A 23,224-nucleotide genomic window follows, 5' to 3' on the forward strand; every position below is an offset into this window, starting at 1 on the left:
TTTTGTTCTAGGACGCGGCTACCGCCCGCGCGCGTCCTTGATCGATAACGCCCAGTCCCATGAGTTCGCTCAGGTTCTTCTCGAAGGCGTCATAAGGGATTTCTTCTTCGTATAGCTCTTCAAGACGACGGTGTAAATCCTGCGGGGTGCGCGGTGTTTCCAGCTCAAACCACAAATCTCCGGCGAAGAAAGAGACTTCGCTGAGCTGGGTTTCTTGCATGAGCAGAACACGGTCATCAATGCGGTACCCGCTCGTGTCAGCAGCACGCGCCAGTTCACCGTGAGCGGGCTTGGTGTTATCGGCGTAGGCAATGTCGATAGGTTCGCGAGCCTCGGTAGGCGTTGGTGCGTTCAAGAGTTTGACCAACAGCGGCAGAGACTCTGAAATCTCCGAGTACTCCAAACGCAACACACCGCCGCACGCCACAATCAGATCAATGAGCTTTTCAACGCCGCGGTCGGTAAAGCCAAGCCCAGAGGTCTGTGCAGAAATCTTCAGCAACGCATCCGCTAAGTGCACCTTCTTCAACACAGGAGCAGTGTAACCCTCGCTCTTATCGCGCGTTAGAATCACCATGGCAGTGAGCTTGAATTGTGCGTCAGGCTCTGGCAGATTGAGACCCATTTTTTCCGGCGAAATCTGCTGCTTAGGACGCGCCGGGTCAGTAATCACCGACAGTGGCTTGAGGTAGGGAGTGACCGTACGGTCCTCATCTACGATGACGGTCTCATCGGTGAGGTAGGTAAACCGCTCCCCCAAAAAATGCGAAGCGGTGGTCTTGCCCGTACCCGACTCAGCAATCAACGCTACCGCACGCTTATTCTCAGCATTACCTAAAGCCGCGGCGTGGAACATCTGACGCTCACCGATCAGCCCGTGAATCATCATCACCGTAATCTGGGTGACGAGGCTTTCGTGAAACTGATCTTTTTCTCGATAGCGCAGGCGCTCTAATTCTGCGTATTCCTCGCGAGGATAAGCGGTGTGCTCATATTCTTCGGTATCTTCAACCAGAAGGTAGCGCGTGTTCTCATCGTCGAGGTTCACCTCAGCATCCTGAATAATCTCAGGGTGCAAGGCTTCCCACGATTGCGCAATTTCACGCGCAATCTCTTGCGCGTTCTTCATCCGCAAAACAACAGCGATATTTACGTTTGCTGGGCGCAGGCATACACCTACAGTCATATAAAAAATTACCTCTTCATCGCGTTGCTAGCGTTCTCTAGGAATCTGTCGCGATATCAGTTTTGTGAAAGTTCAGGTAGCTTCGGGACGCGGTGGGGCCGCGCTGCCCCTGGTAACGGTTGCCGTATGCACCGTCGCCGTAGGGGTGTTCTGCAGCGCTGGTGAGCTGGAAGAAGCACAGCTGTCCCACCTTAGAACCGGGCCACAGCATGATGGGCAGGGTTGCCATATTGGAAAGTTCTAGGGTGACGTGGCCAGAAAAGCCGGGGTCAATAAAGCCCGCGGTGGAGTGGGTCAGCAGTCCCAAGCGTCCAAGCGATGATTTGCCTTCAAGGCGAGCAGCAATATTATCGGGCAACGTCACTTTTTCGTAGGTTGCGCCCAACACGAACTCGCCAGGGTGCAGAATAAAGGGCTCATCGGGTGCTACCTCCACAAGGCGAGTCAGCTCAGACTGATCTTGTGAGGGGTCAATGTGAGCATACTTGTGGTTGTCAAAGAGCCTAAAGAAACGGTCAAGACGCACGTCAACGCTAGCCGGCTGAATCATTGCCGGGTCGAAAGGATCTAGCTGGATGCGTTCGTTCTCAATTTCTTGGCGGATATCGCGATCTGAAAATAGCACTCCTTAAACCTAACGCACACAAGGGGGTGCTTTACAGGGGATTTCCCATTTGGCGAGGAAAAAGCCTAAAATATTAGATGTTTGCGGCTGTAGCTCAATGGTAGAGCGCACGCTTCCCAAGCCTGATACGCGGGTTCGATTCCCGTCAGCCGCTCGCTAGCAAGGCTCTTGAGCGATGGCTCGAGAGCCTTTTTCTTTCCCTTGTGTTGCTACTGCGGCTTCCAGGGCTTCCTCTTCATTTGCATTTAGTTAGCATTGCAAATTACAGTGTGGGGTGTGACCTCATCGCATCATTTTCAACCCCACGACCTTGTCTTCACCTCAAGCGTCTTTGCGCGCCACGCCGCAAAACTCGCCGATGTAGGCGTCTCATCCGTCTCATGGCGCGTCATCGCCGCTATCAGCCGGCGCGGCCCGTTGCGCCCTCGCGAAATCGCATCCTTAGAGCAGGTTAGCCGCCCTACCGCCACCATTTTTCTTCAGAGACTCGAAAAAAAGGGGCTCCTCCAACGAGCCGTAGACCCCGAAGACTCACGGTCAGTACTTTTCGACCTCACAGACCAAGGACGCGAGGCACTGTCTACCTGGCGCGTATCCCTTGATGGCGCGCTAGCACCGCGTCTTCAAGAATTAAGCGAGAAAGACATCACAACCCTCATAGAGGCACAGAATCTGATGCAACGAATTATCGCTGAGGAAAACTAACCACCTTCAACCCCACGACGAAAGGGCCCTTTATCTTTCATGTCTAACCACAGCGCGCCCAGCATCAAAGAAGCATTCACCCAACCCACATCAGTGTGGGCTATCGCTTTTGCCGCCACAGTCTCGTTCATGGGCATCGGCCTTGTTGATCCCATTCTCCCTGCCATCAGCGTTGAACTACACGCCACGCCCGCGCAGGCGATGCTTTTGTTCACAAGCTACCTCTTTATCACCGCAATCGCCATGCTCTTTACCAGCTGGGTTGCCAGCCGCATCGGAACCCGCTCGACGCTTCTTACAGGCCTCGCACTCATAGTGATATTTGCGGGTCTAGCAGCATCTGCCGGTTCAGTAAACGGCATCATTGGCTACCGCGCCGGCTGGGGACTAGGCAATGCCCTGTTCATCTCAACAGCCCTCTCGGCCATCGTTGGAGCAACAGCCGGGCCCAGCGCCGGCGCCATCATGCTCTACGAAACCGCCCTAGGCGTAGGCATGGCCATCGGCCCGCTCTTGGGTGGGCTACTCGGGTCCATATCTTGGCGCGCGCCTTTCATCGGCACAGCAACCCTCATGGCTATCGGTTTCATCGCAATCCTTAGCATGCTCACGCCCGAGAAAAAACCAGCGCCGGTGCATCCTTTAGCGGCAATTCGCGGACTCAAAGACCCCGCTCTACGAACCCTGTCCGCCACCTCAATTTTCTACAACTTCGCTTTCTTTATCTTGCTCGCATACTCACCCTTTCCACTAGAGGCAGCGGGCAAAGCTCGCGGCATCCACGTTGGCGCCATGGGAATCGGCTGGGTTTTCTTCGGCTGGGGCCTAGCACTTGCCATCACATCAGTGATTGTTGCACCCGTGCTCACCCGAAAGCTCGGCTTAATTCGCACACTCTTGAGCACCCTGGCGGGCCTCACCGTGCTCATGGTTCTACTGGCAGTTTTCCACGCATCCTTTACCGCCGTCATCGTGCTTATCATCTGCGGCGGCCTATTCTTAGGCGTCATGAACACCGCTCTCACAGAGACCGTCATGGAAGCCACCGCACTCCCCCGCAGCATCGCCAGCTCAGCATACTCAGGTGTGCGATTCTTCGGCGGCGCCATCGCACCTGCCGTAGCAGGACCACTCGCCGCATCCGCTGGCGCAGCGTCCCCCTACATCCTGGCGGCACTCAGCCTAATCGTCAGCGCTGTCATGCTGGTCCTCGGACGCCAAACCCTGCACCGCGTGACGCGCCCGCACCTGCCTGCAACAGACGAAGCAGAGGCAATCGCAGCTGGTGACCGATAAAACAAAGATCAGACAGAACACACAACGAGGGTCGCTTTCTTCGAATAGAAAGCACCCCTCGTTATATCCGCCTCTGCCCACAAAACCGTAGCCTCAGGTACACAGAAGCCGTGTACATCTCCGCCAGAAACAGTTTCAGCAAGCAGTCCCTCTCGGTCGGTTCGCTTCGCTCACAGACCAATTCATGCCAACCCCAATGCCAGCTCGCTGAAACTTTTTCTGTCGTCGCCATGCGTTGAAAACCAGTTAGTGGAAAGCGTTAGCTCAACCGTTGTCCTTGGTAATAACTTTGCTAGCGGCACCCGATGTCACTGTAATGTTCTGCGTGTAGTGGTAGGTGGCAGTAGGTAGCGCACCCGGCTGACACGAGGAGACAAAGTTCATGAAGCTGGTGCTGGGCATCGTCCAGCTAGTTCCAGTGAAGGTAATTACGCAGGTGTAAGTGGTGACGTATTCGTAGAAAGTGTAGCCGTTGCGCACTTGGGAAGCACCGGTAGCTGTGGGAAGCACCGGTAGCTGTGGGAACAGACCAGCAGGTTGAACCGCCCGTTACACGAGAGAAAGTTGTTCCCTTCGCTACCGGCAGCCAGACGTGCGTAGCTAAATTTGAGAGCTTATAGAGGCTTATTCATAAGGGGTAACAACCACCAACTAAACAACGACCCCACCAGTGGCAAAAAATTGAGGATAAATAACCACAAATATTCTCAACACCGCACCGGAGGAACCGTTGCTATACCAGCGCACAACCGGGCTTACAGCTACGCAATTCACCGCGCTACACACAGCCCTGAACAACCATCTCACCTGAGAAAACCAGGAGGCAGACCACCAGCCCTCACCCTGACCCAAGCCCTCAAAGCCACCTTGCTTTACCATCGGCACAACCTCACCGAAGAACTACTGGCAGGATTCTACGACGTCTCTCAACCGACAATTTCAAGGACTATCAACCTGATAGAACAAGCACTAGTGAAGATTCTCAGGCCGCTGATCCAGCCACTGGGAAAAGCACTCGATGCACCAGGTTCACTGGTTATCGACGGCACCCTAATTCCCACCTGGAACTGGCGCTCACGAGGAAAATAAACTTCTCAGGAAAACACAAGCGGGCCGGCTTCAACCATCAAGTCATCTGCACCGTTGACGGGAAACTCCTTGCCATCACGGATCAATTACCTGGTGCTAGGCATGATGCTTACTGCTTCAAGAAACACGGTCTTGAGAAGTACTTGGATAAGACAACTCTAGCCGATAAAGGCTATGTAGGCTTGGGGTTGCTGACACCTGTTAAGCATAAGCCCGGGGTGAAAATGTCCAAGGCTGTTAAAGAAAACAACCGTGTTATCAATAAGCTGCGGGTGGTGGTGGAGCGGGTGATTGCCCACATTAAGACCTGGCGGGTTCTGCACATGGGTTTCAGACGGCCGTTGAGCTCGTATCAGCGGGTGTTCTCGGTAGTTCGCGGGTTGGTGTTTTTGGCGGCTGGTGGGACTTTTGAATAAGCCTCTTTATGTAAAAAATAAGAAAATCTTTAATATTTTAAATAAAAAATTGAGCACTCTTAAAATGATGAGGCTATTCGCCATCCTGATAACTCATCAATGCCCTCACTACCTGATAGCTCTTTTCAAAAGAGCTCAGCGGCAAGAACTCACAGTTTGAGTGAAAGTTATGCGCACCGGTAAAGAAGTTCGGGGTAAAGATTCCCTGGCTTGAAAGCCACGAGCCGTCGGTACCGCCGCGCATGGCAAGGTCAATTGGCTCAATCTCTAGCTCGGCAAAAGCATCGCGCAACCGCTGAGTTGCCACGACATTCTCATTAGTTTTCGCATCCTCAATGTTGCTGTAAATATCGCTGATATCAATATTTACCTGCGCACGCGGATTCTCTCCTTGAAGTCGCATCGCGCTCTCAAGAAGATACTGCTTTTTGCGCTCGTACCCCGCACGGTCGTGATCGCGGATGCTGATATCGATAGTTGCTGTCGACTGATTACCCGTCATGCCGTTCACCCACAGGTAGCCTTCGCGTCCTTCGGTGCGCTCAGGCGTCTGGTTGCGGTCTAGTTGTGCCACGAAGTCGTGTGCCAGCAAGATGGGGTTGACCAAAATATTCTTGGCGTTCATCGGATGCGCCGTCACACCCTGAATCGTAATATGCGCGTGGCCCGCGTTGAAGGTTGCCTGCACAATTTCGCCCAGTTCGCAGGAGTCAAGAGTGAAGGCGTAGTCCACAGGAAAGCGCGCGAGGTCCATGGTGCGCACGCCGAGCAGGCCAATTTCTTCATCCGGCACAAAGGAGAGGTAGATATCGCCGTGGGGTTCTGCGCTGTCGGGGTCTGCGGCATCGGCGGCCAGTAGGCGCACAGCAGCTTCCATGACAGAGGCCACTCCGGCTTTGTCATCGGCGCCGAGCACACTGGTTCCGTCGGTTACTAGGATGCGGTCGCCCACATAGCGCGCAATGGCGGGGTGCTCACTTTCTCGCAACCATATATCGTGTGTCTGGTTCAGGCAGATGTCTCCGCCGGTGTAATCAATAACCCGTGCATGCACGTCCGGCGAGAGGCTGACGTCCACCGTATCGAGGTGGGTGCAAAAGCCAAGGGCGGGGGCTTTTTGCCCCTGGGGCAGATTCGAGGGAATGCGAGCGGTCAGCACACACGTTTCGCTCAGGTGCACATCCGATGCGCCGGCTTCGGTCAATTCATCACGCAGTAACCGGGCGAGCTCCCACTGGCCGGGACTGGTCGGAATACTGCTGGCGGACGCGTCGCTTTGGCTACTGATGGCTGAGTACCTCAGAAAACGGTGGGCAAGGGCGTCCTGAACTTCGGTGCGTGTGAAAGTGACCATACACAAATTCTAAAGCGCGCAGGTGTGCCTCAGCGATAGACTAAAAGAAGATTTCATTGTTTGTGCGATTGGTAGTTTTGTGTCCCCCCTCCTTATTTTTTCGCTCATTTGTAGCGTGACGTTGCTGGTAAGTGGCGTTGCGAAGGCACGCGATTATGTGCCAACAGCAACCGCTATTTTTAATCTGAAAATTGATAAGTGGCTGCCGATTCGCGTGAAGACTGCCGCAAAGATTTTGCCGTGGGCAGAGATCGCTCTCGGCGTCGCTTTGCTGGTTTTGCCCGGTATTTTTCAGGTTCTTGCCGCTGTCATTACGCTCGTTCTTTTTGTTTTTTATTGGGTGGTTATCGCCCGTGCGTTGATGTCAGGTAATGATGCCAGCTGTAACTGTTTTGGTGGAGCTTCTACGGCACCTATTTCGCGGTGGACGCTGGCTCGCAACACTGCCTTGGTGTTGGCAGCTGTGGTGACGGTGCCGGGTGCTCTGGCATTCGGCGTGCCCGCGTTGGCTCTATTCTTCGCTCTTGACGCCCGTGACTGGTTCTGGCTGCTGGGCGCGGCACTCGCGGTGGCTACACTGTGGTTTATTCACCGTGCCGATGCTTCTCCCGCTACCGCGGCTCAGACTTCTTCAGCTGTTGGTTCATCCCGCGTTGCCGCGTCCGCGACTTCTACGCCTTCTACAGCAAACGCGGGTAGCACCGCCGATGTTGAAGATTCCAACGGTGCCACAGGCGCTGTGCTCGATGACGCGCAAGAACTCGACGATTACGTTCGCCTGCCTATTCCTTTTGGAGCTTTGAAAACGCGCAGTGGTAGCGTGCATAACCTGCGCGAGCTAGCGAGTTCGCAGGCACGCGTCCTGCTGTGGGTCTCCCCTACCTGCGGCCCGTGTATTGATGTTATTGAGCAGATTCCCACCTGGCACGAGAAACTTCCGATGCTCGGTGTGCACCCTGTCGTTGCCAGCGAAGAGTTCATTGATCAGATGAATCTGCCCGCTCACATTACCGTGTTTGTTGATGAAGGCTACGCGACGCAGGCGTCCTTCGGTAACGGCACTCCTATGGCTATCGCATTGGGTGTAGACGGCCTCATGGCAGGTGGCCCCGTGTTTGGTTCGGGCAGCGTCAAAGAGTTCATGCGCGATCTCATGTTTGAGTTCGATATCGAAGAGAACAAGGAGTAAGCAGTGGTTGATAAGTCCCTGTGGCAACTGAAAATTGAGCAGGATCCCTCGCATTCGCAGTGGTACATTCAGCGTTTTGAGACCATGCGCGCCAACGGCCAGGATTTGTGGGGTGAGGCTCGCATGATTGATGCTATGGTCCAACGCGGCTCGCGTATTTTGGATGCTGGCGCTGGCGCCGGGCGCATCGGCGATTATCTGCAGCGTGCGGGGCACACGGTGACGGGCGTTGATATTGACCCTGCACTGGTTGAGGCGTCGCAGGCTTTGAATCCTGATGTCACGTGGTTGCAGGGCGATTTGGCGCTGCTGCCCGAGGTTCTGGATGTGAGCGCTCAGTTCGATGCGATTGTGTGCGCCGGCAATGTGGTTGGGTTCTTGGCGCCGTCTACTCGCACGCGCGTCCTTGCTAACTTTGCTTCTGTTTTGGCAGAGGGCGGACGCGCCGTGGTGGGTTTCGGTGCTGGCCGCGGTTATTCGTTTGATGATTTCTTTGCGGACGCTGAGCATGCCGGTCTACAGGTGCAGGGCAAGTTCTCAACATGGGAGCTGCACCCGTTCGCTGAGGATTCCACATTCCTCGTGGCTGTGTTGGCAAAAGCTTAACTTCCCGCAGACACAAAGTGGCCCCTATTTTCAGTGAAAATAGGGGCCACTTTTGAGCTTAAGCCAGTTCTACGGAATCAGGTGGTACTGGCGCAATACGTCATCGGGAACCAAGAATCCCAGTGCGATTGCCAGAATAACGATGGCGGTTACTACCGCGATCAGCGCGCTACGCCAACCCGGGTGTAGCTCGTTGAAAGTTACAAGACCGGGCCACACTTTCGCCATTTGCGTCACGTTAATTTTGGGGTAAACCGTGGTCTGCGGTGCAATGTCAGAGGCAATGGTGCGCAGGTTTTTCGCGTCCCAAATGCGGCCGTCAAGACGCAAAATACGCTTGCGTTTGTCATTGATAGCCCACATGGCTGGCACGCCTTTAGAGATAAATTTTGCACCCTGCTCTTCTTGCTTGATTACCTTTTTAGGGGTGAGGCGCTCAGCGAAAACAGTGTGTTCAATATTCGCAAGCGGCACCGCCTGCCAGCCAAACATTTTGCCGCGCAGAATATGGGTGTTAGTGCGCACCACGATAGCGGGCTTCAAGAACGAGTAGACCGCGAAGAAGGTGCCCACCAGAATGAGCAAGAGAATCATCATGAACGGAAGCAGCGGACGCTTGTAGAGAATGAACGCAATGATGCCTGCCGCCAGCAGAATGGGCGGGAAGGCAGCCATCAGGCGTCGCCCGTAGGAGTTCATGCGCGGGTGATAGATCGCGGTAACATCGCCGTATTTATCTGGAACCTGGTGTGCGTGTTCAGCCATAGATAACACTGTAGCGGGCATCCGTAAATTTCGTCCGCAGTTAAGCGCACAGGGCACACGTGAGTTAAATTAAAAGGATGCGCAAATTCTCCAGTGTTGACCGTGTTTTGGCGGGGTGGGCTATCGGCATGTGCTGTGCCGTGGTGCTTGCTCTGGTGTCTTTGGACGTCATTAACCGGCTGGTGTACGGCCCGACGGGTGAGGTTCGCGCGTATTTTCAGGCGTTGAAGGACGGCGATGGTTCGCGTGCGCTGGGTATTTTGAACGCGTCGGTGCCTGAGAAGAGCGGAGCTGCGATGCTGGACGGGTCTGCGCTGGCTGCGTCCGTTGATACGCTCAAGGATTTAGAGCTATCTACTGAAGAAATTGATGGTGACCACGCCACGGTGAGAGCCAGCTACACGCTTGATGGAGAAGCGCAGAGCACCGATTTTCCTTTGCATAAGGTGGGTTCGCACTGGGGTGTTTTTGATGTGTGGGCAATGGACGATTCCGAACTGCCCACTGTTGAGGTCACCGCACCGGGAGTTACCGGTGCGACCTTGAATAACACTAAGGTGTCGGTGCCTGCCGGCGACCGTGATTTCGCGGTGTTTTACCCGGGAACCTACACCAGCGCCTACGAGTCGGCGCTCTTTAGCGCGCAACCGCAGCACACGAGCGTCCTGAATGCTGATGACCAGAAGAAGAAGCTGAAGCTCTCGCTTAAGGCATCTGAGGCAGCTACGAACAGTATTACCAGCAGTGTTCAGCAGCATCTTGATGCGTGCGCTACGCAGAACACTCTTTACCCGGCGGGTTGTCCATTTGAGTACCCGTTTGCGGGGCGCGTGAATGGGGATGTCACGTGGAGCGTCAAGAAGTACCCCGAAACACAGGTGAGCGCGAGCAAGAAGGGAACCTGGGCGTATAAGGATTCTGCGGGTACAGCCCATGTTTCGTTCACTCAGATTGATTTGTACACGGGCAAAACGTCAAAGGTCGAGAAGGACGTGCCGTTCACCTATAAGGCTGACCTTGATGTTGACGGCGATACGGTAACGGTTACACCGAAAATCTCTTAACCGATAAAAATCTAGCCTGACCGTTCTGCAAATCCCTGACCGCCCGGGCTAGATTTATGTTCTTGATGTTTCTCGGAATTAATTAACCCCGCGCAAATCCAGCACCAGCTCAGACTCATCACTGTCATCACCAGTGACAACTACGGGAATGCCCCAGTCCTGCTGGTACAGGTGGCAGGCTGCATGGTCAGGAATCTCGCCGCCAGGCTCGCCATCGCACGCCGCGGCTCGCGCAGTAATGTGCAGTACCGCGTCCTTAGCCTCGGGGTTAAGCGTCAGCGAACGCGTCAGCCCCTGGCTTGTTCCAGCGCCCTCGACAATAAAGTTCTCTGGTGTTGATGAAATCTTGAGCTGCGTGGGATCGCCCCAGCGAGTATCAAGCTTCTGTCCCTTGGGCGCGCTAAACCGAGCAATAAATTCCAAGCTCTCCCCGCGCAGGCGCGTTGCCGGGCGAGCAGTTTGAGAGGCACCCTCGTCCACGCGCTGTAGCTTCTCGGGAATAGCGACGCGGGTAAGCTGGTGCGCGTTAGCTTCCACCACAATCAAGCGGGCGCCGTCATCGGTTGTTTCTACCAGGATGTCGGAAGGCTCTTCAAGACCGCGAGCCAGCGTTGAAAGCTCCCCGGTTTCTTCGCTGTAATGGCGAATCGCGCCGTTATAGGTATCGGCAATCGCAATGGAGCCGTCGGGCAGCTGAGCCAGTCCCAGGCAGTGTTGCATACGGGCGTCCTCACGTGAACCATCGACAAAGCCGAAGTCGAAAAGACCGATGCCCACGGGGCTGGTCACCTGCGCGCCGGTTTCAGCGAAGGTAATTTTGCGCAGCGCGGATGTTTCAGAATCAACTACCCACAGTGAGCCATCAGTTGCCTCAATCAGGCCTGAGGACTGCGCGAACCAGGATTCTTCGACAGCGCCGTCCTTGAGACCTTCAGCGCCGGTACCTGCAAAAACAGCGAGTTGTCCGCTCACAGGGTCAAAGCTGAACAGCTGGTGGGTTCCAGCCATCGCGATAATAAGGGCGTTCGCTTGGCGAGAGTAGACAACGTCCCACGGCGATGAAAGCGCAACGCTCAGAGGATCAGCGCCCTCAGCAATAAAGTTCGGGTCGGCATTTCGCGCGTTTTCGCCGTCAATCAGACGCTGCACACCGCTACCAGCCACGGTTGCTACGTCGCCGGTGGCAAGGTTCAAGGAGCGTAAACGGTGATTCACAGAATCAGCGATAATGACGTCGTAGCCCAGCTTCTCACGTAGCTCTGCCGGCAATAGTGCAAGCCCCTGAGGCTCGTTAAACTGAGCAGTTTCAGCGGTGCCATCGCTGTAGCCTTTAGTACCGGAGCCAAACGTTGTCACCGCGGTTTCAAGGTCTTCTTGAATCTGCACCAGACGATGACGCGCGGTATCAGTCACCAAATATGTCGTTGCCCCGCCACCAAATTCTACTGGTAGCTCCAGTGCTTTACCGGGGAAAGCGAAGGTTCCCTCGGGCTTAGGACGCGGCACGTACGGTCCGTTGCCGCGGTGCAAGGTGCCCTTGGCATCATGTTCTTCAACGAGCTCTCGTACCAATGAGACCAGACCCTGAACGTGTCCCTCCCCCGAGAGATGCGCGACAATGTAGCCCTCAGGGTCAATAACCACCAGGGTAGGCCAAGCACGAGCCGTATACGCCTGCCACGTTTCAAGATTGGGATCATCCAGCACGGGGTGCGTAATGTCGTAGCGATCAACCGCCGCAGCGAGTGCATCCGGATCAGCTTCGTGCTCAAACTTAGGCGAGTGCACACCAACCGTCACCAGAACATCAGAGAACTCTTCTTCTAAGGGACGCAGCTCATCAAGCACGTGCAGGCAGTTCATGCAGCAGAAAGTCCAAAAATCCAGAATGACGATTTTGCCGCGGAGTTTCTCCAAGCTCAGCTGCGCATCACCGGTGTTGAGCCAGCCGCGTCCAACAAGTTCGGACGCGCGCACGCGAGCAGTCTGACGGATATTCTCGGCTGAGGTTTCGTAAGACATGAAGTAAGAACTTTCTGCTGTAAGGTCTACCCTGTGGAGGGCTGAGGATTTCCAACCCAGACTAACAATTCGTGCTCCTGCAAGCCCATTTGTTTCGATGTGGGCGATAAGTGAAGACTTCGTGACTTTTAGGCGTAATATTTCGTAGGAATTATTTCAAAGATTAATAGGTTCTTATCGCGCAGGGGCAGCACAGCCTCCTACGGTACAACATGCACTTTCAATGAAAGGTCGCCTAGTGATTGACACTCAATCGCGTTCTGCGGTTTCATCGCAGAGTACTGAGCCTCAGCTGAAGAAAACGCTGAAAGCTCGTCATCTCTCTATGATTGCTATGGGCGGTGCTATCGGCGCGGGTCTGCTAGTTGGCTCATCAACGGCTATTGCAACCGCTGGTCCCGCTGTCATTTTGACCTATCTTATTGCCGGTCTTGTTCTGTTTGTGGTGATGCGAATGCTCGGCGAACTTGCGTCCGTATCCCCTGAAACGGGTTCATTTTCTACCTACGCCTACCGTTATATCGCGCCGTGGGCGGGGTTCACCGTCGGGTGGTTGTACTGGTGGTTTTGGGCGGTCACTGCAGCTATTGAGGCAACCGCAGCCGCCGTCATTATCACCGGTTGGTTGCCCGGACTCTCCCAGTGGACCGTGGCCGCCGCACTCATGATATTTTTTGGCGCAGCTAATCTTTTATCCGTGAAGTCCTACGGTGAAGCCGAATTCTGGTTCTCATCCATCAAAATCGCCGCGATTTCGGCCGTCATGATTATCGGCATCGTTGCCCTAGCAGGCGGTTTTCCCGTCACACACGCGTCCTTCACCAACCTCACCGTAGGCGGCGGCTTCTTCGCTCACGGCATCGGCGGCGTCTTCACCGCTTTGCTAGCGGTTATTTTCTCCATGTTCGGTGCAGAAATCGCAACCATCGCCGCCGGAGAATCCGAAAACCCCCGCGAAGCAGTCATCAAAGCCGTGAACTCCGTGGTGTTTCGCATTCTGCTGTTCTTCGTTGGGGCTGTAGCCATTACAATCACCGTCGTACCGTGGACGTCCGTTACCCCCGGTATCTCGCCCTTCGTCACCATGTTGCAGTCTCTGCGCATCCCCTATGTCTCAACCATCATGAGCATCGTGGTACTCACCGCACTTCTTTCCTGCCTGAACGCGTCCATATATTCGTCCTCGCGTATGGTGTACTCGATGTCGCTGATTAAGGACGCGCCTGCCTCCTTCAGCACAGTTTCTACAGCTGGTGCCCCGCGCGTGGCTGTCCTTGCCACGGCGATAGTTGGTCTTGCCGCCACCATGCTGAACTACTTCATGCCGGAGCAGGTCTTCTCGTTCTTGGTTAATACCACCGGTGCGGTCGGTATTTTTGTGTGGCTCATTATCGCGGTGTCGCACCTGCGTAGCCGTCGCATCCACCCGCTGTCAGAACAGGATGCCGGTGAGGTTTTGCGCGTACGCACCTACCCGTACATTAACTGGGCGCTCATTGTGTTCCTGGTGGGACTCTTGATTTTCATGGGCGTCACCGAGGCACACCGCCAAGAAGTACTGATCTCAACGGGTGTGGCTGCCGTTCTTGCGCTGGTGGGAATGCTCAGGCACCGGTAGCTAATAAACTTTCAGACTCTACAAATAAGGGGGGCAGGTATCGTTCAAAAATCCCCGATTCTTGAACGAGACCTGACCCCTCGCGTCTACCTAAAACCTACCGCCGCTCGTCTTGCTCAGAGTACTGTGCGAACATCTCGTTGTAGGCGTTCAGTTCAGCATCGCCATCGCGATCTGCCTGACGGTCCAGACGCTTGGACAGTTTCTTATCCGCCGCTGCCCACTGGATAGCAACAATAATTGCGACCACCATGGTGGGAATTTCACCCATGCCCCACATAATCGCGCCGCCCAGTTGCTGGTCTTCCAGCGCGGTGCCGCCCCACGTGCGTCCGAGATTACCGAACCAGGACGCCAGTAGCAGTGCCTTGCCGTGCATAATCGCAATGCCCACAAAGGCGTGATAACCCAGCGTCACAATCAGCAGAACCAAACGCATGGGGTACGCAGGACGGTGCGGGATAGGGTCAATGCCGATGAGCACCAGCACAAAGAGGTAGCCGGTGAGCAAGAAGTGAATCAGCATGAATTCGTGGCCCACATGGTAGCGCATCGAGATGCCAAACAGCGGGGTGAAGTACATGATGATCAGAGATCCCGCGAAGTTCACACCGGCGAAAATCGGGTTAGTAATAACCTTTGACCAGGTGGAATGTACAAGACGTAAAATCCATTCACGAGGTCCGCGGGTGCCGTCCTGGCGCGGTTCAAGTGCGCGAAGTAGCAGCGTAATCGGTGCGCCCATGACTAGGAAGGTCGGGATAATCATGGTCAACGACATGTGCTCCACCATGTGCGCTGAGAACAGCACCTGCGAGTAGACCGCCAGCGATCCCGAGGTCACAAAGTGCAGCAGGAAGAGCCCCACCAGCCATGACGCGGTGCGCAGGATACTCCACGTGCCGCCCACACGCTTGACGCGCGCGAACGCCCAGAGGTAAACAAATGCCAAGAAAATAATGAGAGCTACCCAGAACCAGTCGATACGCCACTGGGTGAACCATTCTGCAACGTGCGGCTCCGGCGGCATTTCGTAGTCGGTGATGATGCGTACCGGGGACGCGTCCACCGGCAATTCTTCGAGCTTAGGTGGAGCGGTGCGCGAGAGCGAAACAGCTAAGCCCATCACGCCACCCATAATGATTAGCTCCGCGATAATTGCCTGCCAAACGCCGGGGAGACCAGAAACCTTCCCGGTTTCCATCTGCGGAATCAGACGCAGACGATGAGCCGCACCAATCGCACCCAACACCAGGGTAAGGGCGAGCTTAAGAATCAGCAGGGTGCCGTAGGCAGTGACAAGGTTAGCCCACGAGTACATGCGCAAATCACCGTTGATAATACCCGAAATTGTTACCAGCACAAAGCTGAACAGAGCAACCATTGAGTAGCGTTTGAGAACCGCGACGGCCATCGGTGCACGGCGTGAGGAGGCGGTTTTTTCACCGCGCGCGCTTTCGGCGACGGTGCCGGTGCCAGCGTCCTTACCGGAGATACTGCGAGCAATAAACGCCAGCGCAATCAGCCCACCGCACCACAGGCTCACACCCAAAACGTGCAGACCCAGCGAGTTGACCGCCGCCATGTGGTCGTCGCCGCCTGATGAGTGACCGGTCAGCGCCAGCGTCACGATGCCCAGTAGGGACAATCCGCAAGTCACTAGCAGGCCTGTCAGCGAGCGCACCGCAAAGGTCAGGGTAGAGACAACCGCCGCAACAATGACGGTGGTTGCCTGCGCCTGGCCTGCGGTAATGGTGGTGATATAGCTGACGAGCTCGTCGGTGTAAGAATTAGAGGTGCTGACGCCGCGTCCTGAAATTTCAGCGTACGAGAGCACGAGCTGGGCGATTGCCGCGAGCGTCCACACCACGGATGCTGCCGAGGCTAGAGTCATCAGCCGCGTGAAACCTGGGTATTCGTCGCGGCCGATGTTCTTGAGGCGTTGCTCTTTGTTGTAGGCGTGAGCCATATTGTAGGACGCGCGTCGGCGGGTGTCATCGGCAAAGCGCGGCACAATGCCGATAGCAAAAACCAGCGAACCGATGACTGTCGCCATCGCAAAGTTCTCAATGATTTCTGCAATCGGCAGCAGCCAGCGCACTACCGGGCCGGCATCGGCTAGTTCGGTGCCAGCGTTCGCGCCGGTCACCACAAAAGAAACCGCTAAGAATACAAGTGCGGCAAGCGGAAACGACCACACCCACAGCGGTGACAGTGTTTTAGCAGGTGCTACTGATGTACTCATGCGTGTTCCTTGTGGTGGTGATGTTAGCTAAACAGCGATTGGCCGATGAACTGGTCTTCACGGCATCCGGCGGGGATGGCAAAGACAGCTGAGCCAATAGGAGTAGTCCATGTATTGAGCATATCTAACTCCGCAAGGCGTTGCTGGATGGGCACAAACTGCTGGATGGGATCCGCTTGGTATGAGCAGAAGATCAGACCCGTTTGTGAGATACCGCCGGTGATATCCCCGTGTTGCGAGATGCCGCTGGCGTGGCTGACCGGCAAATCGTAGTTGTAGGGTCGGCGCAGGATGCGTTCGGCCTCTTTTTCTGGGGCAGCACGGCGAATATGGGCGTAGGGTGCGATAACGGTAAAGCCCAGCTCGTTGGTGGCGCCAAGGTCGGCAACATCGTGCTCGTTGGTGCCCGTGAGTGGTGCACCGTTTGAGAGCTTGCGCCCCACAGCGTCCTCGCGTGCTGGTCTGTCCGATAAATCCCAGGTGTCCATGTTCATGTGGATGCGTCGAATCACTAACGATGTACCGCCCGGCTCCCATGCCTGCACGCCTTCAAGATTCTGGCCCCACACATACTGGTTCATGGTGTCATCAGCGCTGGTGGGGTTGATTGTCCCATCAATCTGGCCGAACAGGTTACGGGTGGTTTCTCCCGGGTTCTCGCTACCGTACGAGCGTCGAAAGCCTTCTTGCACCCAGCGGATAGAGCCGAACGAGCGCAGACCTTTAAGCAGGGCACGCTGCGCGTGTGCGAGCGTCACGCGGTCATCGGCACACAGCTGAAGTAAAAGATCACCGTCGTTCCACGCATCGTCTAGCCTGTCGATCTGTTTGAAGGCGGGAAGCGGTTTCAGCCAGTCAGGTTTTTTCTCCGGCGCCACAATGTCGAAGATGCGTTCACCAAAGCCGACAGTAACCGTCAGGTTAGCTGGCACAGCCGCTAACTCGGGTTCTTGGTCCACGATAGGCGCTTGACCGGCAGTGAGCTGGGCAGCGTCTTGGGTGAGGATTCTCAGCAGGCGTGCGACAGCGTCCTTAGTGGTATTTTCCCCTAAGTCAAAAGCAATAAATTGCCCGTACGCCGGTGGCGGTGTGTCAATTCCAGCCTGCTTATCGCCGTAAAATCCCACCGTGGCGGTCGAAAGATTCGGCGTATATTCAGGGGATTGGGAGGACGCGTAGGCGTACGCTGACCCCGCGCCGGCAACTACTCCTGCACCAGCTCCTAGACCCGCCGCGATGGCGGTCCGTCTACTCCAGCCAGTGGGGGTTTGCTCCCCCGCTGCTGGTGTTACCCGGGGTAAAGAGCTGTCGTCGGGTAGCTTTTGTGTATCGTGCGCCTGCCGAGAATCACTCATCTCATTCACACCTTAGTGAGAGTGGCACTCGGGCAGTGCTGACTCGCTGGCAGAAGCTGAATGTGACATCGCAGAGTGGTCCATGGATGAATGATCCATGTTCTCCATATCGCCCATCTCCTGGTCACTGTGTTCAGCTGACTCCGATGCAGTAGCCGATGCACTCTCACCGGGGGCGTATTTCTCTTGAGCGCCCTGGTAATCGCGCACCTCAAAAGTGAAAGTCTGCGATGAGCCGTCCTCGAGCTTCACGGTAATCTCAGCATTGTTGCCGGTTTTCAGCGAGCATCCTACGTTCATGAGCATAATGTGGTCGCCACCGGGCGCCAGTTCGTGGCTGGCACCGGGTTCGATGGTGAAGCCGTCTGTTGCTTCTTTCATCTGCGAGGTGCCCGTATTGGGATCAATTTCAGTCACGTGCAACTGCACGTCGTCAGAGATATCGGTGGTGGCGCCGGTGATTTTAACCGGCTGGTCGCTATTGTTGGTGACAGTGCCAAATGCCGCCGTCATACCGTTGTCTGCGGCTTTAATCCACGGCTGAGAAATGCTCAACGCGCCTTCAGATGAGGCGCTGACAGAAGCGCTAGAATCCCCTGCGTTAGTGGATTGGTCCGCCGCCGAGCAACCGCTCAGGGCAAGAACAGACAGGGACGCTACCGCCATGAAGGCACGCAAAGATGAAGTTTTCAAAAGTGTGTTCCTTTTATGAAAAATATTGTGTTTAACGCTTGCGGTTCTTAGCCAAGACGGTTGCCAGCACGCCCAGAACAGCAAGTGCTGCTACCGCGAAGATGCCGATGTTCAGCGGGGTGAAGCCGGTCTTCGCATCCGCGTTTTCGGATGCTGCTTCGGCAGATGCTGCAGTTTCTGAGGGCTGCGCTGAGGAACCTGCCTGTGCACCGTTACCAACAGTGAACTTGTACTCGCCCTGAATGGGGTGACCGTCAGATGAAACGACGCGCCAGGTCACCGTGTAGGTCTCATCAGTTGCGTCACTCGACTTAATGTTCTGAACGACGTCGCGTCCTTCAGTTTTCGCGTCGCCGTCGCTTACCACGTCACCGGCTGAGTTCGTCACACGAACTTCGTTACCGATTTCCATGATCTCTGCACTGTAGGTCAGGGTGATTTCTTGCGGGGTGCTCTGCAATGACGCGTCCGCAGCCGGATCGGATGACACCAGCTCGTCGTGTGCCTGTGCAGGGCTCATGCCCAGCAACGCGAAAAAAGCGAAGAAAAGAGCAATCAAGATGTTACGGGGTTTAGTCTGTGAAGACATCACAATTTATCCTTATAGAGTTGAAAATGAGTGGGTTACAAAAGGTCCGCAAGGAACGGGCGGCCCTCTGCTTCCACAGGCTTTCACTAAAAGATAAAGACGAGATGTCGGCGCATAATCGATGCACAGACGGATAACCTTGGCAGGTATACGTAGCTGCACGGTAACAAGCTGCCACAGTCGCTCAATGGACGCGCTAGCAAGGTGCGCGCAACGTATCAGAGCGTGCTCGCCACGGCTCAGCACCGCAAAGGTGATAACGGCTGCCACAAGGTGGCTAGCCCACATACCCCATGATGCCGGTTCGTGAGCAACGGTAACGACATTCAGCTGCTGAACCGCAGCATGATGCGCGTGCCCGGCCCCGGCGACAGAACTCAGATGAGCGCCGTGATGCCCCGAGAAAATCAGGTGGTAAATCCCCTGAGATGCAGCAACCGCAAGCGCCAAGGGCAGGCGTCCTAGCCCGCGTCCAGCAATAAACACGCTAACCATCGCAGACAGCGAAGTACACAAAGCCCACACAAGCGGATGCGGAAGCTCACCGCCTGCCAGACCGTGCGAGGCAGCACCCAGCATGGTCGCGCAGGTAGCAACCGTCCAACCACGCACCAGAGCAGCAACGCGCGATACAGCCACGGTGATACTCCTTTACAGCGGGTTGGATGCGTTCATCACGCAGGACAGATACAGACCATTCTACAGCGTCTGCTCACCGCATAAGATCCAACTTTTAAACAAAAAAGTCGCCTCACCAACGATGGTGAAGCGACTTTTTACGAGGGAATCCCCGTTAGAGCTTAGAATCTCAAAGAATTACTTCTTTGAAACAGCAGCTTTCAGCTTTGAACCAGCGGTCAGCTTAACGCCGTGACCTGCCGGAATCTGAATGGTTTCGCCGGTCTGGGGGTTGCGGCCGGTGCGTGCTGCACGGTCAGTGCGCTCGATTGCCATCCAACCGGGGATGGTGATCTTTTCGCCCTGAGCAACTGAAGACTCGAAAACCTGGAACAGTGCGTCGAGCACACCGTTTACTGCTGCCTGACTGGTGCCAGCCTTGTCTGCAACCTCTGCAACGAGTTCGCTACGGTTCTTAGCCATTAGATGTCCCTCCTGAGACGTAATACATGAGGTGAGGTTTTTAGCTTAGCAAACCTCACGTCACAATTTACCAGCTTGACTTGGTGATGCCGGGAAGCTCGCCGCGGTGCGCCATGTTACGGAAGCGAACACGTGAGATACCGAACTTCTGGAAGGTACCACGGGGACGACCGTCGATCTGGTCACGGTTGCGTACGCGAACGGGTGAAGCGTTGCGGGGAAGCTTCTGCAAGCCTACGCGCGCTGCTTCGCGCTCCTCGGGTGACGCGTTTTCGTCGATGAGGGTCTTCTTGAGCTGTTCGCGCTTTTCAGCGTAGCGAGCAACGATGACCTTGCGCTGCTCGTTGCGAGCGATCTTTGACTTCTTAGCCATTGTTTAGCGCTCCTCTCGGAAGTCAACGTGCTTGCGCACTACGGGATCGTACTTCTTGAGAACCATACGATCAGGGTTGTTACGGCGGTTCTTACGGGTTACGTAGGTGTAACCGGTGCCCGCAGTGGACTTGAGCTTGATGATAGGACGAACGTCCTTAGTCTTTGAAGCCATGCTTAGATCTTCTCCCCGCGTGCGATGATTTCAGCTACAACTGCATCGATACCACGAGCGTCAATTACCTTGATGCCCTTAGCTGATACGTTGAGGGTTACGTTGCGACGAAGTGAAGGTACGTAGTACTTCTTCTTCTGTACGTTCGGGTCAAAACGACGCTTGTTGCGACGGTGTGAGTGCGAGATGCTGTGTCCAAAGCCGGGAACAGCTCCGGTCACCTGGCAGACAGCTGCCATAGTAGTCTCCTCCAAATGTTGACGAAATGACGGTACGCAGTGTGCTTTTTAAACCGGTAAGCGGCCGGTAAAAAACAGTGAAGGCGTCCCGCCACCAAGGTAGAGCACCGGGTTATTCTCCAAGGCTAGAGTGTCTAGAATCTGTCAATTCGGGTGAGAGGCCGAAGCAGATTCTCGCCGCGGGAAAAACGGTGAAGCTTTGTTAGTGGTCGAGAGGTGTTGCCACCACTACGAACAGCCTTAAAGTCTAGGTAAATAGCGGGCTTCTTGCAAGCTGCACAGGTTTAAATCCGTTGATTTTTCGCGGTTTTATTAGCCTGTGACGATGGCGAACATTGAAGCGCGCTTTCAAAATCTTGCTTTAAGGCACTAGAAAATTATAGTTCAGATGAAGTATTTGCACAAGTCAGAAAGGCTTTTAGCTGTCGATCCGACAGCCTTTCAATACCAACCAGCTCCCCTAAATTACACGCGTGCAATTTACAGTGTGACTTTAACGGCTTAACCAAGTGAAGACGGGCATACTCCTCTTAAAAATCAAGGGTTCCACCTTCTCTCAGAGGTGGCTTTACCGCCCGTTAGACACCTCAGGCTCAATATCAAAACGCATCAGTTGAGAGTACTTCGGCTCAAGCCCATCACCCGAGCTTGTTCCGCGCAACCGGCGACCAATCCACGGCATCACAAACTCACGCGTCCACCGCGCATTCTCACGAATAAGCTGCATCCGCGTATAGTTCAGAGCCTCCGGAATAGGTGCTTCCATCAAACTACCGCGATCATGGCTGAGCGTTTCTAAGACGCGTCCTGCCATCTTGATATGACCCGCAGCATTCATGTGCAGACGGTCGCTGCTCCAGTAACGCCAATCCGAAAAATCACGCATACGCCAGTAATCCACCAGAATAAGCTCGTGCTTATCAACGATTTCACGCAACAGCTCGTTATACAGTGCGCTTCGCTGACGCGTGTGCTTGAAAGTGTTGAAATCTCGCACATCCATGTTAGTGAACGTGAAAACCTGAATACCAGCAGATTGCAGTTTCTCAATAGCGGTATCGTAACGCCGCATCAGGGCATCAATATCAACGTTGGGGCGCAGAATATCGTTACCGCCACCGTAGATACTCACCAAGTTGGGTTTAAGTTCTAACGCCGCGTCCACCTGCTCATCGAGGATCTGCCCCAGCAAGCGACCGCGTATAGCCAGGTTCGCGTACTGCGCCTGCGGGTCAGCGAGCATAAACTGCTCAGCCACACGGTCTGCCCAACCTCGCACGCCGTTAGGACGCGCCTGGTCGACATCACCTACGCCCTCCGTAAACGAATCGCCTAAAGCGACATAGCGAATACTTTCATGAGAACCCAGCGAAGACACCAGAACCTACCTTCCATGCGAACTGAACAGTCTAAATTACTCTACTCTTCACTGTGAAAGGCCTAAAGGCACAAAGCTGTCTTGTCTCTCACGAGCTAGCCTTCAGCGCGTCCTTCTTTCCAGTAGCCCATGAAAGAAACACTCTTCTTATCAATACCGGCCTCGTTCACGCAGATGCGACGCAAAGACCGCACAACGCTCGATTCTCCGGCGAGAAAGACGTAGGTATCGCCAATATCCTCCGCAACGTTCCACAGCACCGGCCACATACCTTCAGGTTCAGGTTCTTGCGCTGTGAGGCTCTTTCGTTCCACATCGAGCACCGAACGCAGGCGCGAGCACAGCTGTTGTCCGCGCTCTGTCTGCCTGTTTCGCGCTAGCCAGTGAATACTCACAGAGTTACGGTTGAGCACTTCGTCATTAATAAGAGTCAGCCGTTCCTCGGGAATATCGGTATCGCTAGGAACCTCTAGCAAAATATCGGTGGTCACGCCCTCCGGCAATGAACCGGCGATAGAAAGAGCTGCGGGTACACCTGTTTCATCAACACAAATCAGCGCGCGGTTCGCGTGCTCTGGGTTCCAGGTTGTCCAGAGCGGCTCAGGATCCAGAGGACCAAAGAACGAAATCATATCGCCCACCTGCGCTTGGGCTGCCCACGCGGAGCCGGGCCCCATTACCCCGTTTTCGTCCTCATGCAACACAAAATCAATATCAACTTCGGGCTGCCAATGAGGCAAACTGGTGCGCAGAGGAATTTGGGAGCACAGCATCGTTGAGGTACGCAAGGACGCGGTGACCTCCGGGGCGGTAGCAACGTCTACGCGACGCACGGCGCGCAGAGTGTAGGTTCGCATCCAGCCGCGTTCGTGTTCGGGACGGCAGAACCACTGAGAGCGCCAGTCTTCGTTTAGCTCAATGTCGGTGGGCTTTGTTTCACCAGGTGGCGGAATCAGCAGTTTGATGTAGGCATCGTGCATGAATCCCTGTCCCGCATTTACCGGGCCAGCGAATGCGTGCAACGCGGGGCCGGTCAGACTGATGCGCAGATAGTGCTCGGAAATTCGTTTAACCGCTGACACCGCGACCGGAAAAATTGCAAACCGGTTGGGGTCGCTGATTTTACGTGCAGCTGCCATGAG

Annotated in this window: 25 protein-coding genes and 1 tRNA gene; 9 read left to right on the top strand and 17 right to left on the bottom strand. The window is 55.1% G+C overall.

The features are described from left to right. Nucleotides 1–7 precede the first annotated feature (7 nt). Nucleotides 8–1,186 carry a hypothetical protein gene (locus IDM49_RS09530; protein ID WP_190724338.1) on the bottom strand — a complete coding sequence of 393 codons (1,179 nt, stop codon included), beginning with the start codon at nucleotides 1,184–1,186 and terminating at the stop codon, nucleotides 8–10. Between the two features lie 37 nt (nucleotides 1,187–1,223). Then, entirely contained in the window at nucleotides 1,224–1,811 is a 588-nt protein-coding gene (gene dcd / locus IDM49_RS09535) for a dCTP deaminase (RefSeq protein WP_190724339.1), read from the bottom strand. 83 nt (nucleotides 1,812–1,894) lie between these two features. On the opposite strand from dcd, the gene IDM49_RS09540 reads away from it, so the two are divergent. The 3 genes from IDM49_RS09540 (at nucleotide 1,895) to IDM49_RS09550 (ending at nucleotide 3,812) form a co-directional block, all read left to right on the top strand. Further along, nucleotides 1,895–1,965: transfer RNA gene (locus IDM49_RS09540), tRNA-Gly, on the top strand. Nucleotides 1,966–2,087: 122 nt separating this feature from the next. Next, nucleotides 2,088–2,516, top strand: coding sequence for a MarR family winged helix-turn-helix transcriptional regulator (locus IDM49_RS09545; protein WP_168615352.1), 429 nt, complete (start codon nucleotides 2,088–2,090; stop codon nucleotides 2,514–2,516). 39 nt (nucleotides 2,517–2,555) lie between these two features. Continuing rightward, the gene (locus tag IDM49_RS09550) at nucleotides 2,556–3,812 is read left to right on the top strand and encodes an MFS transporter (RefSeq protein ID WP_190724340.1); all 1,257 of its coding nucleotides are present in this window, start codon (nucleotides 2,556–2,558) and stop codon (nucleotides 3,810–3,812) included. A 264-nt stretch (nucleotides 3,813–4,076) separates the two neighbouring features. On the opposite strand, the gene IDM49_RS09555 is transcribed toward IDM49_RS09550, so the two are convergent. Then, nucleotides 4,077–4,322 carry a hypothetical protein gene (locus IDM49_RS09555; RefSeq protein WP_190724341.1) on the bottom strand — a complete coding sequence of 82 codons (246 nt, stop codon included), beginning with the start codon at nucleotides 4,320–4,322 and terminating at the stop codon, nucleotides 4,077–4,079. 171 nt (nucleotides 4,323–4,493) lie between these two features. Between IDM49_RS09555 and IDM49_RS12295 the strand changes: the two genes are divergently transcribed. Next, a complete protein-coding gene (locus IDM49_RS12295; protein WP_228008077.1) occupies nucleotides 4,494–4,901 on the top strand; it encodes a helix-turn-helix domain-containing protein in 408 nt (135 codons plus the stop codon). Continuing rightward, nucleotides 4,898–5,317 (top strand): transposase family protein, encoded by a 420-nt coding sequence (locus IDM49_RS09565; protein WP_228008253.1) that lies wholly within the window; start codon nucleotides 4,898–4,900, stop codon nucleotides 5,315–5,317. Before IDM49_RS12295 ends, IDM49_RS09565 begins: the two co-directional genes overlap by 4 nt. 73 nt (nucleotides 5,318–5,390) lie before the next feature. Here the strand turns inward: IDM49_RS09565 and pepT are convergent, their stop codons facing one another. After that, nucleotides 5,391–6,671, bottom strand: coding sequence for a peptidase T (pepT, locus tag IDM49_RS09570; RefSeq protein WP_190724344.1), 1,281 nt, complete (start codon nucleotides 6,669–6,671; stop codon nucleotides 5,391–5,393). 79 nt (nucleotides 6,672–6,750) lie between these two features. Between pepT and IDM49_RS09575 the strand changes: the two genes are divergently transcribed. Beyond that, entirely contained in the window at nucleotides 6,751–7,860 is a 1,110-nt protein-coding gene (locus IDM49_RS09575; protein WP_190724345.1) for a MauE/DoxX family redox-associated membrane protein, read from the top strand. A gap of 3 nt (nucleotides 7,861–7,863) precedes the next feature. Next, nucleotides 7,864–8,466 (top strand): class I SAM-dependent methyltransferase, encoded by a 603-nt coding sequence (locus IDM49_RS09580; protein ID WP_190724346.1) that lies wholly within the window; start codon nucleotides 7,864–7,866, stop codon nucleotides 8,464–8,466. 69 nt (nucleotides 8,467–8,535) lie between these two features. Here IDM49_RS09580 and IDM49_RS09585 read toward each other — a convergent pair whose 3' ends face one another. Then, entirely contained in the window at nucleotides 8,536–9,231 is a 696-nt protein-coding gene (locus tag IDM49_RS09585; protein WP_190724347.1) for a hypothetical protein, read from the bottom strand. 77 nt (nucleotides 9,232–9,308) lie between these two features. Between IDM49_RS09585 and IDM49_RS09590 the strand changes: the two genes are divergently transcribed. Continuing rightward, on the top strand, nucleotides 9,309–10,295 hold the full coding sequence (locus IDM49_RS09590; protein ID WP_190724348.1) for a hypothetical protein: 987 nt from the start codon (nucleotides 9,309–9,311) through the stop codon (nucleotides 10,293–10,295). A gap of 78 nt (nucleotides 10,296–10,373) precedes the next feature. On the opposite strand, the gene IDM49_RS09595 is transcribed toward IDM49_RS09590, so the two are convergent. Next, a complete protein-coding gene (locus IDM49_RS09595) occupies nucleotides 10,374–12,317 on the bottom strand; it encodes an NHL domain-containing thioredoxin family protein (protein WP_190724349.1) in 1,944 nt (647 codons plus the stop codon). 238 nt (nucleotides 12,318–12,555) lie between these two features. Between IDM49_RS09595 and IDM49_RS09600 the strand changes: the two genes are divergently transcribed. Beyond that, a complete protein-coding gene (locus IDM49_RS09600; RefSeq protein WP_228008078.1) occupies nucleotides 12,556–13,935 on the top strand; it encodes an amino acid permease in 1,380 nt (459 codons plus the stop codon). A 97-nt stretch (nucleotides 13,936–14,032) separates the two neighbouring features. Here IDM49_RS09600 and IDM49_RS09605 read toward each other — a convergent pair whose 3' ends face one another. The 11 genes from IDM49_RS09605 to IDM49_RS09655 all read right to left on the bottom strand — a co-directional run bounded on the left by IDM49_RS09605 (nucleotide 14,033) and on the right by IDM49_RS09655 (nucleotide 23,221). Beyond that, entirely contained in the window at nucleotides 14,033–16,180 is a 2,148-nt protein-coding gene (locus tag IDM49_RS09605; protein ID WP_190724351.1) for a cytochrome c oxidase assembly protein, read from the bottom strand. 23 nt (nucleotides 16,181–16,203) lie between these two features. Continuing rightward, nucleotides 16,204–17,535, bottom strand: a complete 1,332-nt coding sequence (locus tag IDM49_RS09610) for a Dyp-type peroxidase (RefSeq protein WP_190724352.1) — start codon at nucleotides 17,533–17,535, stop codon at nucleotides 16,204–16,206. A 12-nt stretch (nucleotides 17,536–17,547) separates the two neighbouring features. Further along, the gene (locus IDM49_RS09615; RefSeq protein WP_168615362.1) at nucleotides 17,548–18,228 is read right to left on the bottom strand and encodes a copper chaperone PCu(A)C; all 681 of its coding nucleotides are present in this window, start codon (nucleotides 18,226–18,228) and stop codon (nucleotides 17,548–17,550) included. A 31-nt stretch (nucleotides 18,229–18,259) separates the two neighbouring features. Then, the gene (locus IDM49_RS09620) at nucleotides 18,260–18,817 is read right to left on the bottom strand and encodes a copper resistance CopC family protein (RefSeq protein WP_190724353.1); all 558 of its coding nucleotides are present in this window, start codon (nucleotides 18,815–18,817) and stop codon (nucleotides 18,260–18,262) included. Nucleotides 18,818–18,829: 12 nt separating this feature from the next. Next, complete coding sequence (locus IDM49_RS09625; RefSeq protein WP_190724354.1) at nucleotides 18,830–19,456, bottom strand: hypothetical protein; 627 nt, start codon at nucleotides 19,454–19,456, stop codon at nucleotides 18,830–18,832. A 177-nt stretch (nucleotides 19,457–19,633) separates the two neighbouring features. Continuing rightward, the gene (locus IDM49_RS09630) at nucleotides 19,634–19,918 is read right to left on the bottom strand and encodes an HU family DNA-binding protein (protein WP_168615365.1); all 285 of its coding nucleotides are present in this window, start codon (nucleotides 19,916–19,918) and stop codon (nucleotides 19,634–19,636) included. Between the two features lie 67 nt (nucleotides 19,919–19,985). Beyond that, on the bottom strand, nucleotides 19,986–20,291 hold the full coding sequence (rpsN, locus tag IDM49_RS09635) for a 30S ribosomal protein S14 (RefSeq protein ID WP_168615366.1): 306 nt from the start codon (nucleotides 20,289–20,291) through the stop codon (nucleotides 19,986–19,988). Between the two features lie 3 nt (nucleotides 20,292–20,294). After that, on the bottom strand, nucleotides 20,295–20,465 hold the full coding sequence (gene rpmG, locus IDM49_RS09640; protein WP_168615367.1) for a 50S ribosomal protein L33: 171 nt from the start codon (nucleotides 20,463–20,465) through the stop codon (nucleotides 20,295–20,297). Between the two features lie 2 nt (nucleotides 20,466–20,467). Next, nucleotides 20,468–20,704, bottom strand: coding sequence for a 50S ribosomal protein L28 (rpmB, locus tag IDM49_RS09645; protein WP_168615368.1), 237 nt, complete (start codon nucleotides 20,702–20,704; stop codon nucleotides 20,468–20,470). Between the two features lie 568 nt (nucleotides 20,705–21,272). Then, the gene (locus IDM49_RS09650) at nucleotides 21,273–22,082 is read right to left on the bottom strand and encodes an SGNH/GDSL hydrolase family protein (protein ID WP_228008079.1); all 810 of its coding nucleotides are present in this window, start codon (nucleotides 22,080–22,082) and stop codon (nucleotides 21,273–21,275) included. 95 nt (nucleotides 22,083–22,177) lie between these two features. Then, the gene (locus IDM49_RS09655; RefSeq protein ID WP_190724355.1) at nucleotides 22,178–23,221 is read right to left on the bottom strand and encodes a siderophore-interacting protein; all 1,044 of its coding nucleotides are present in this window, start codon (nucleotides 23,219–23,221) and stop codon (nucleotides 22,178–22,180) included. Nucleotides 23,222–23,224 lie beyond the last annotated feature (3 nt).

Origin of the sequence: Rothia terrae (assembly GCF_014705925.2) — a bacterium.
Taxonomy (GTDB): Bacteria; Actinomycetota; Actinomycetes; order Actinomycetales; family Micrococcaceae; genus Rothia; species Rothia terrae.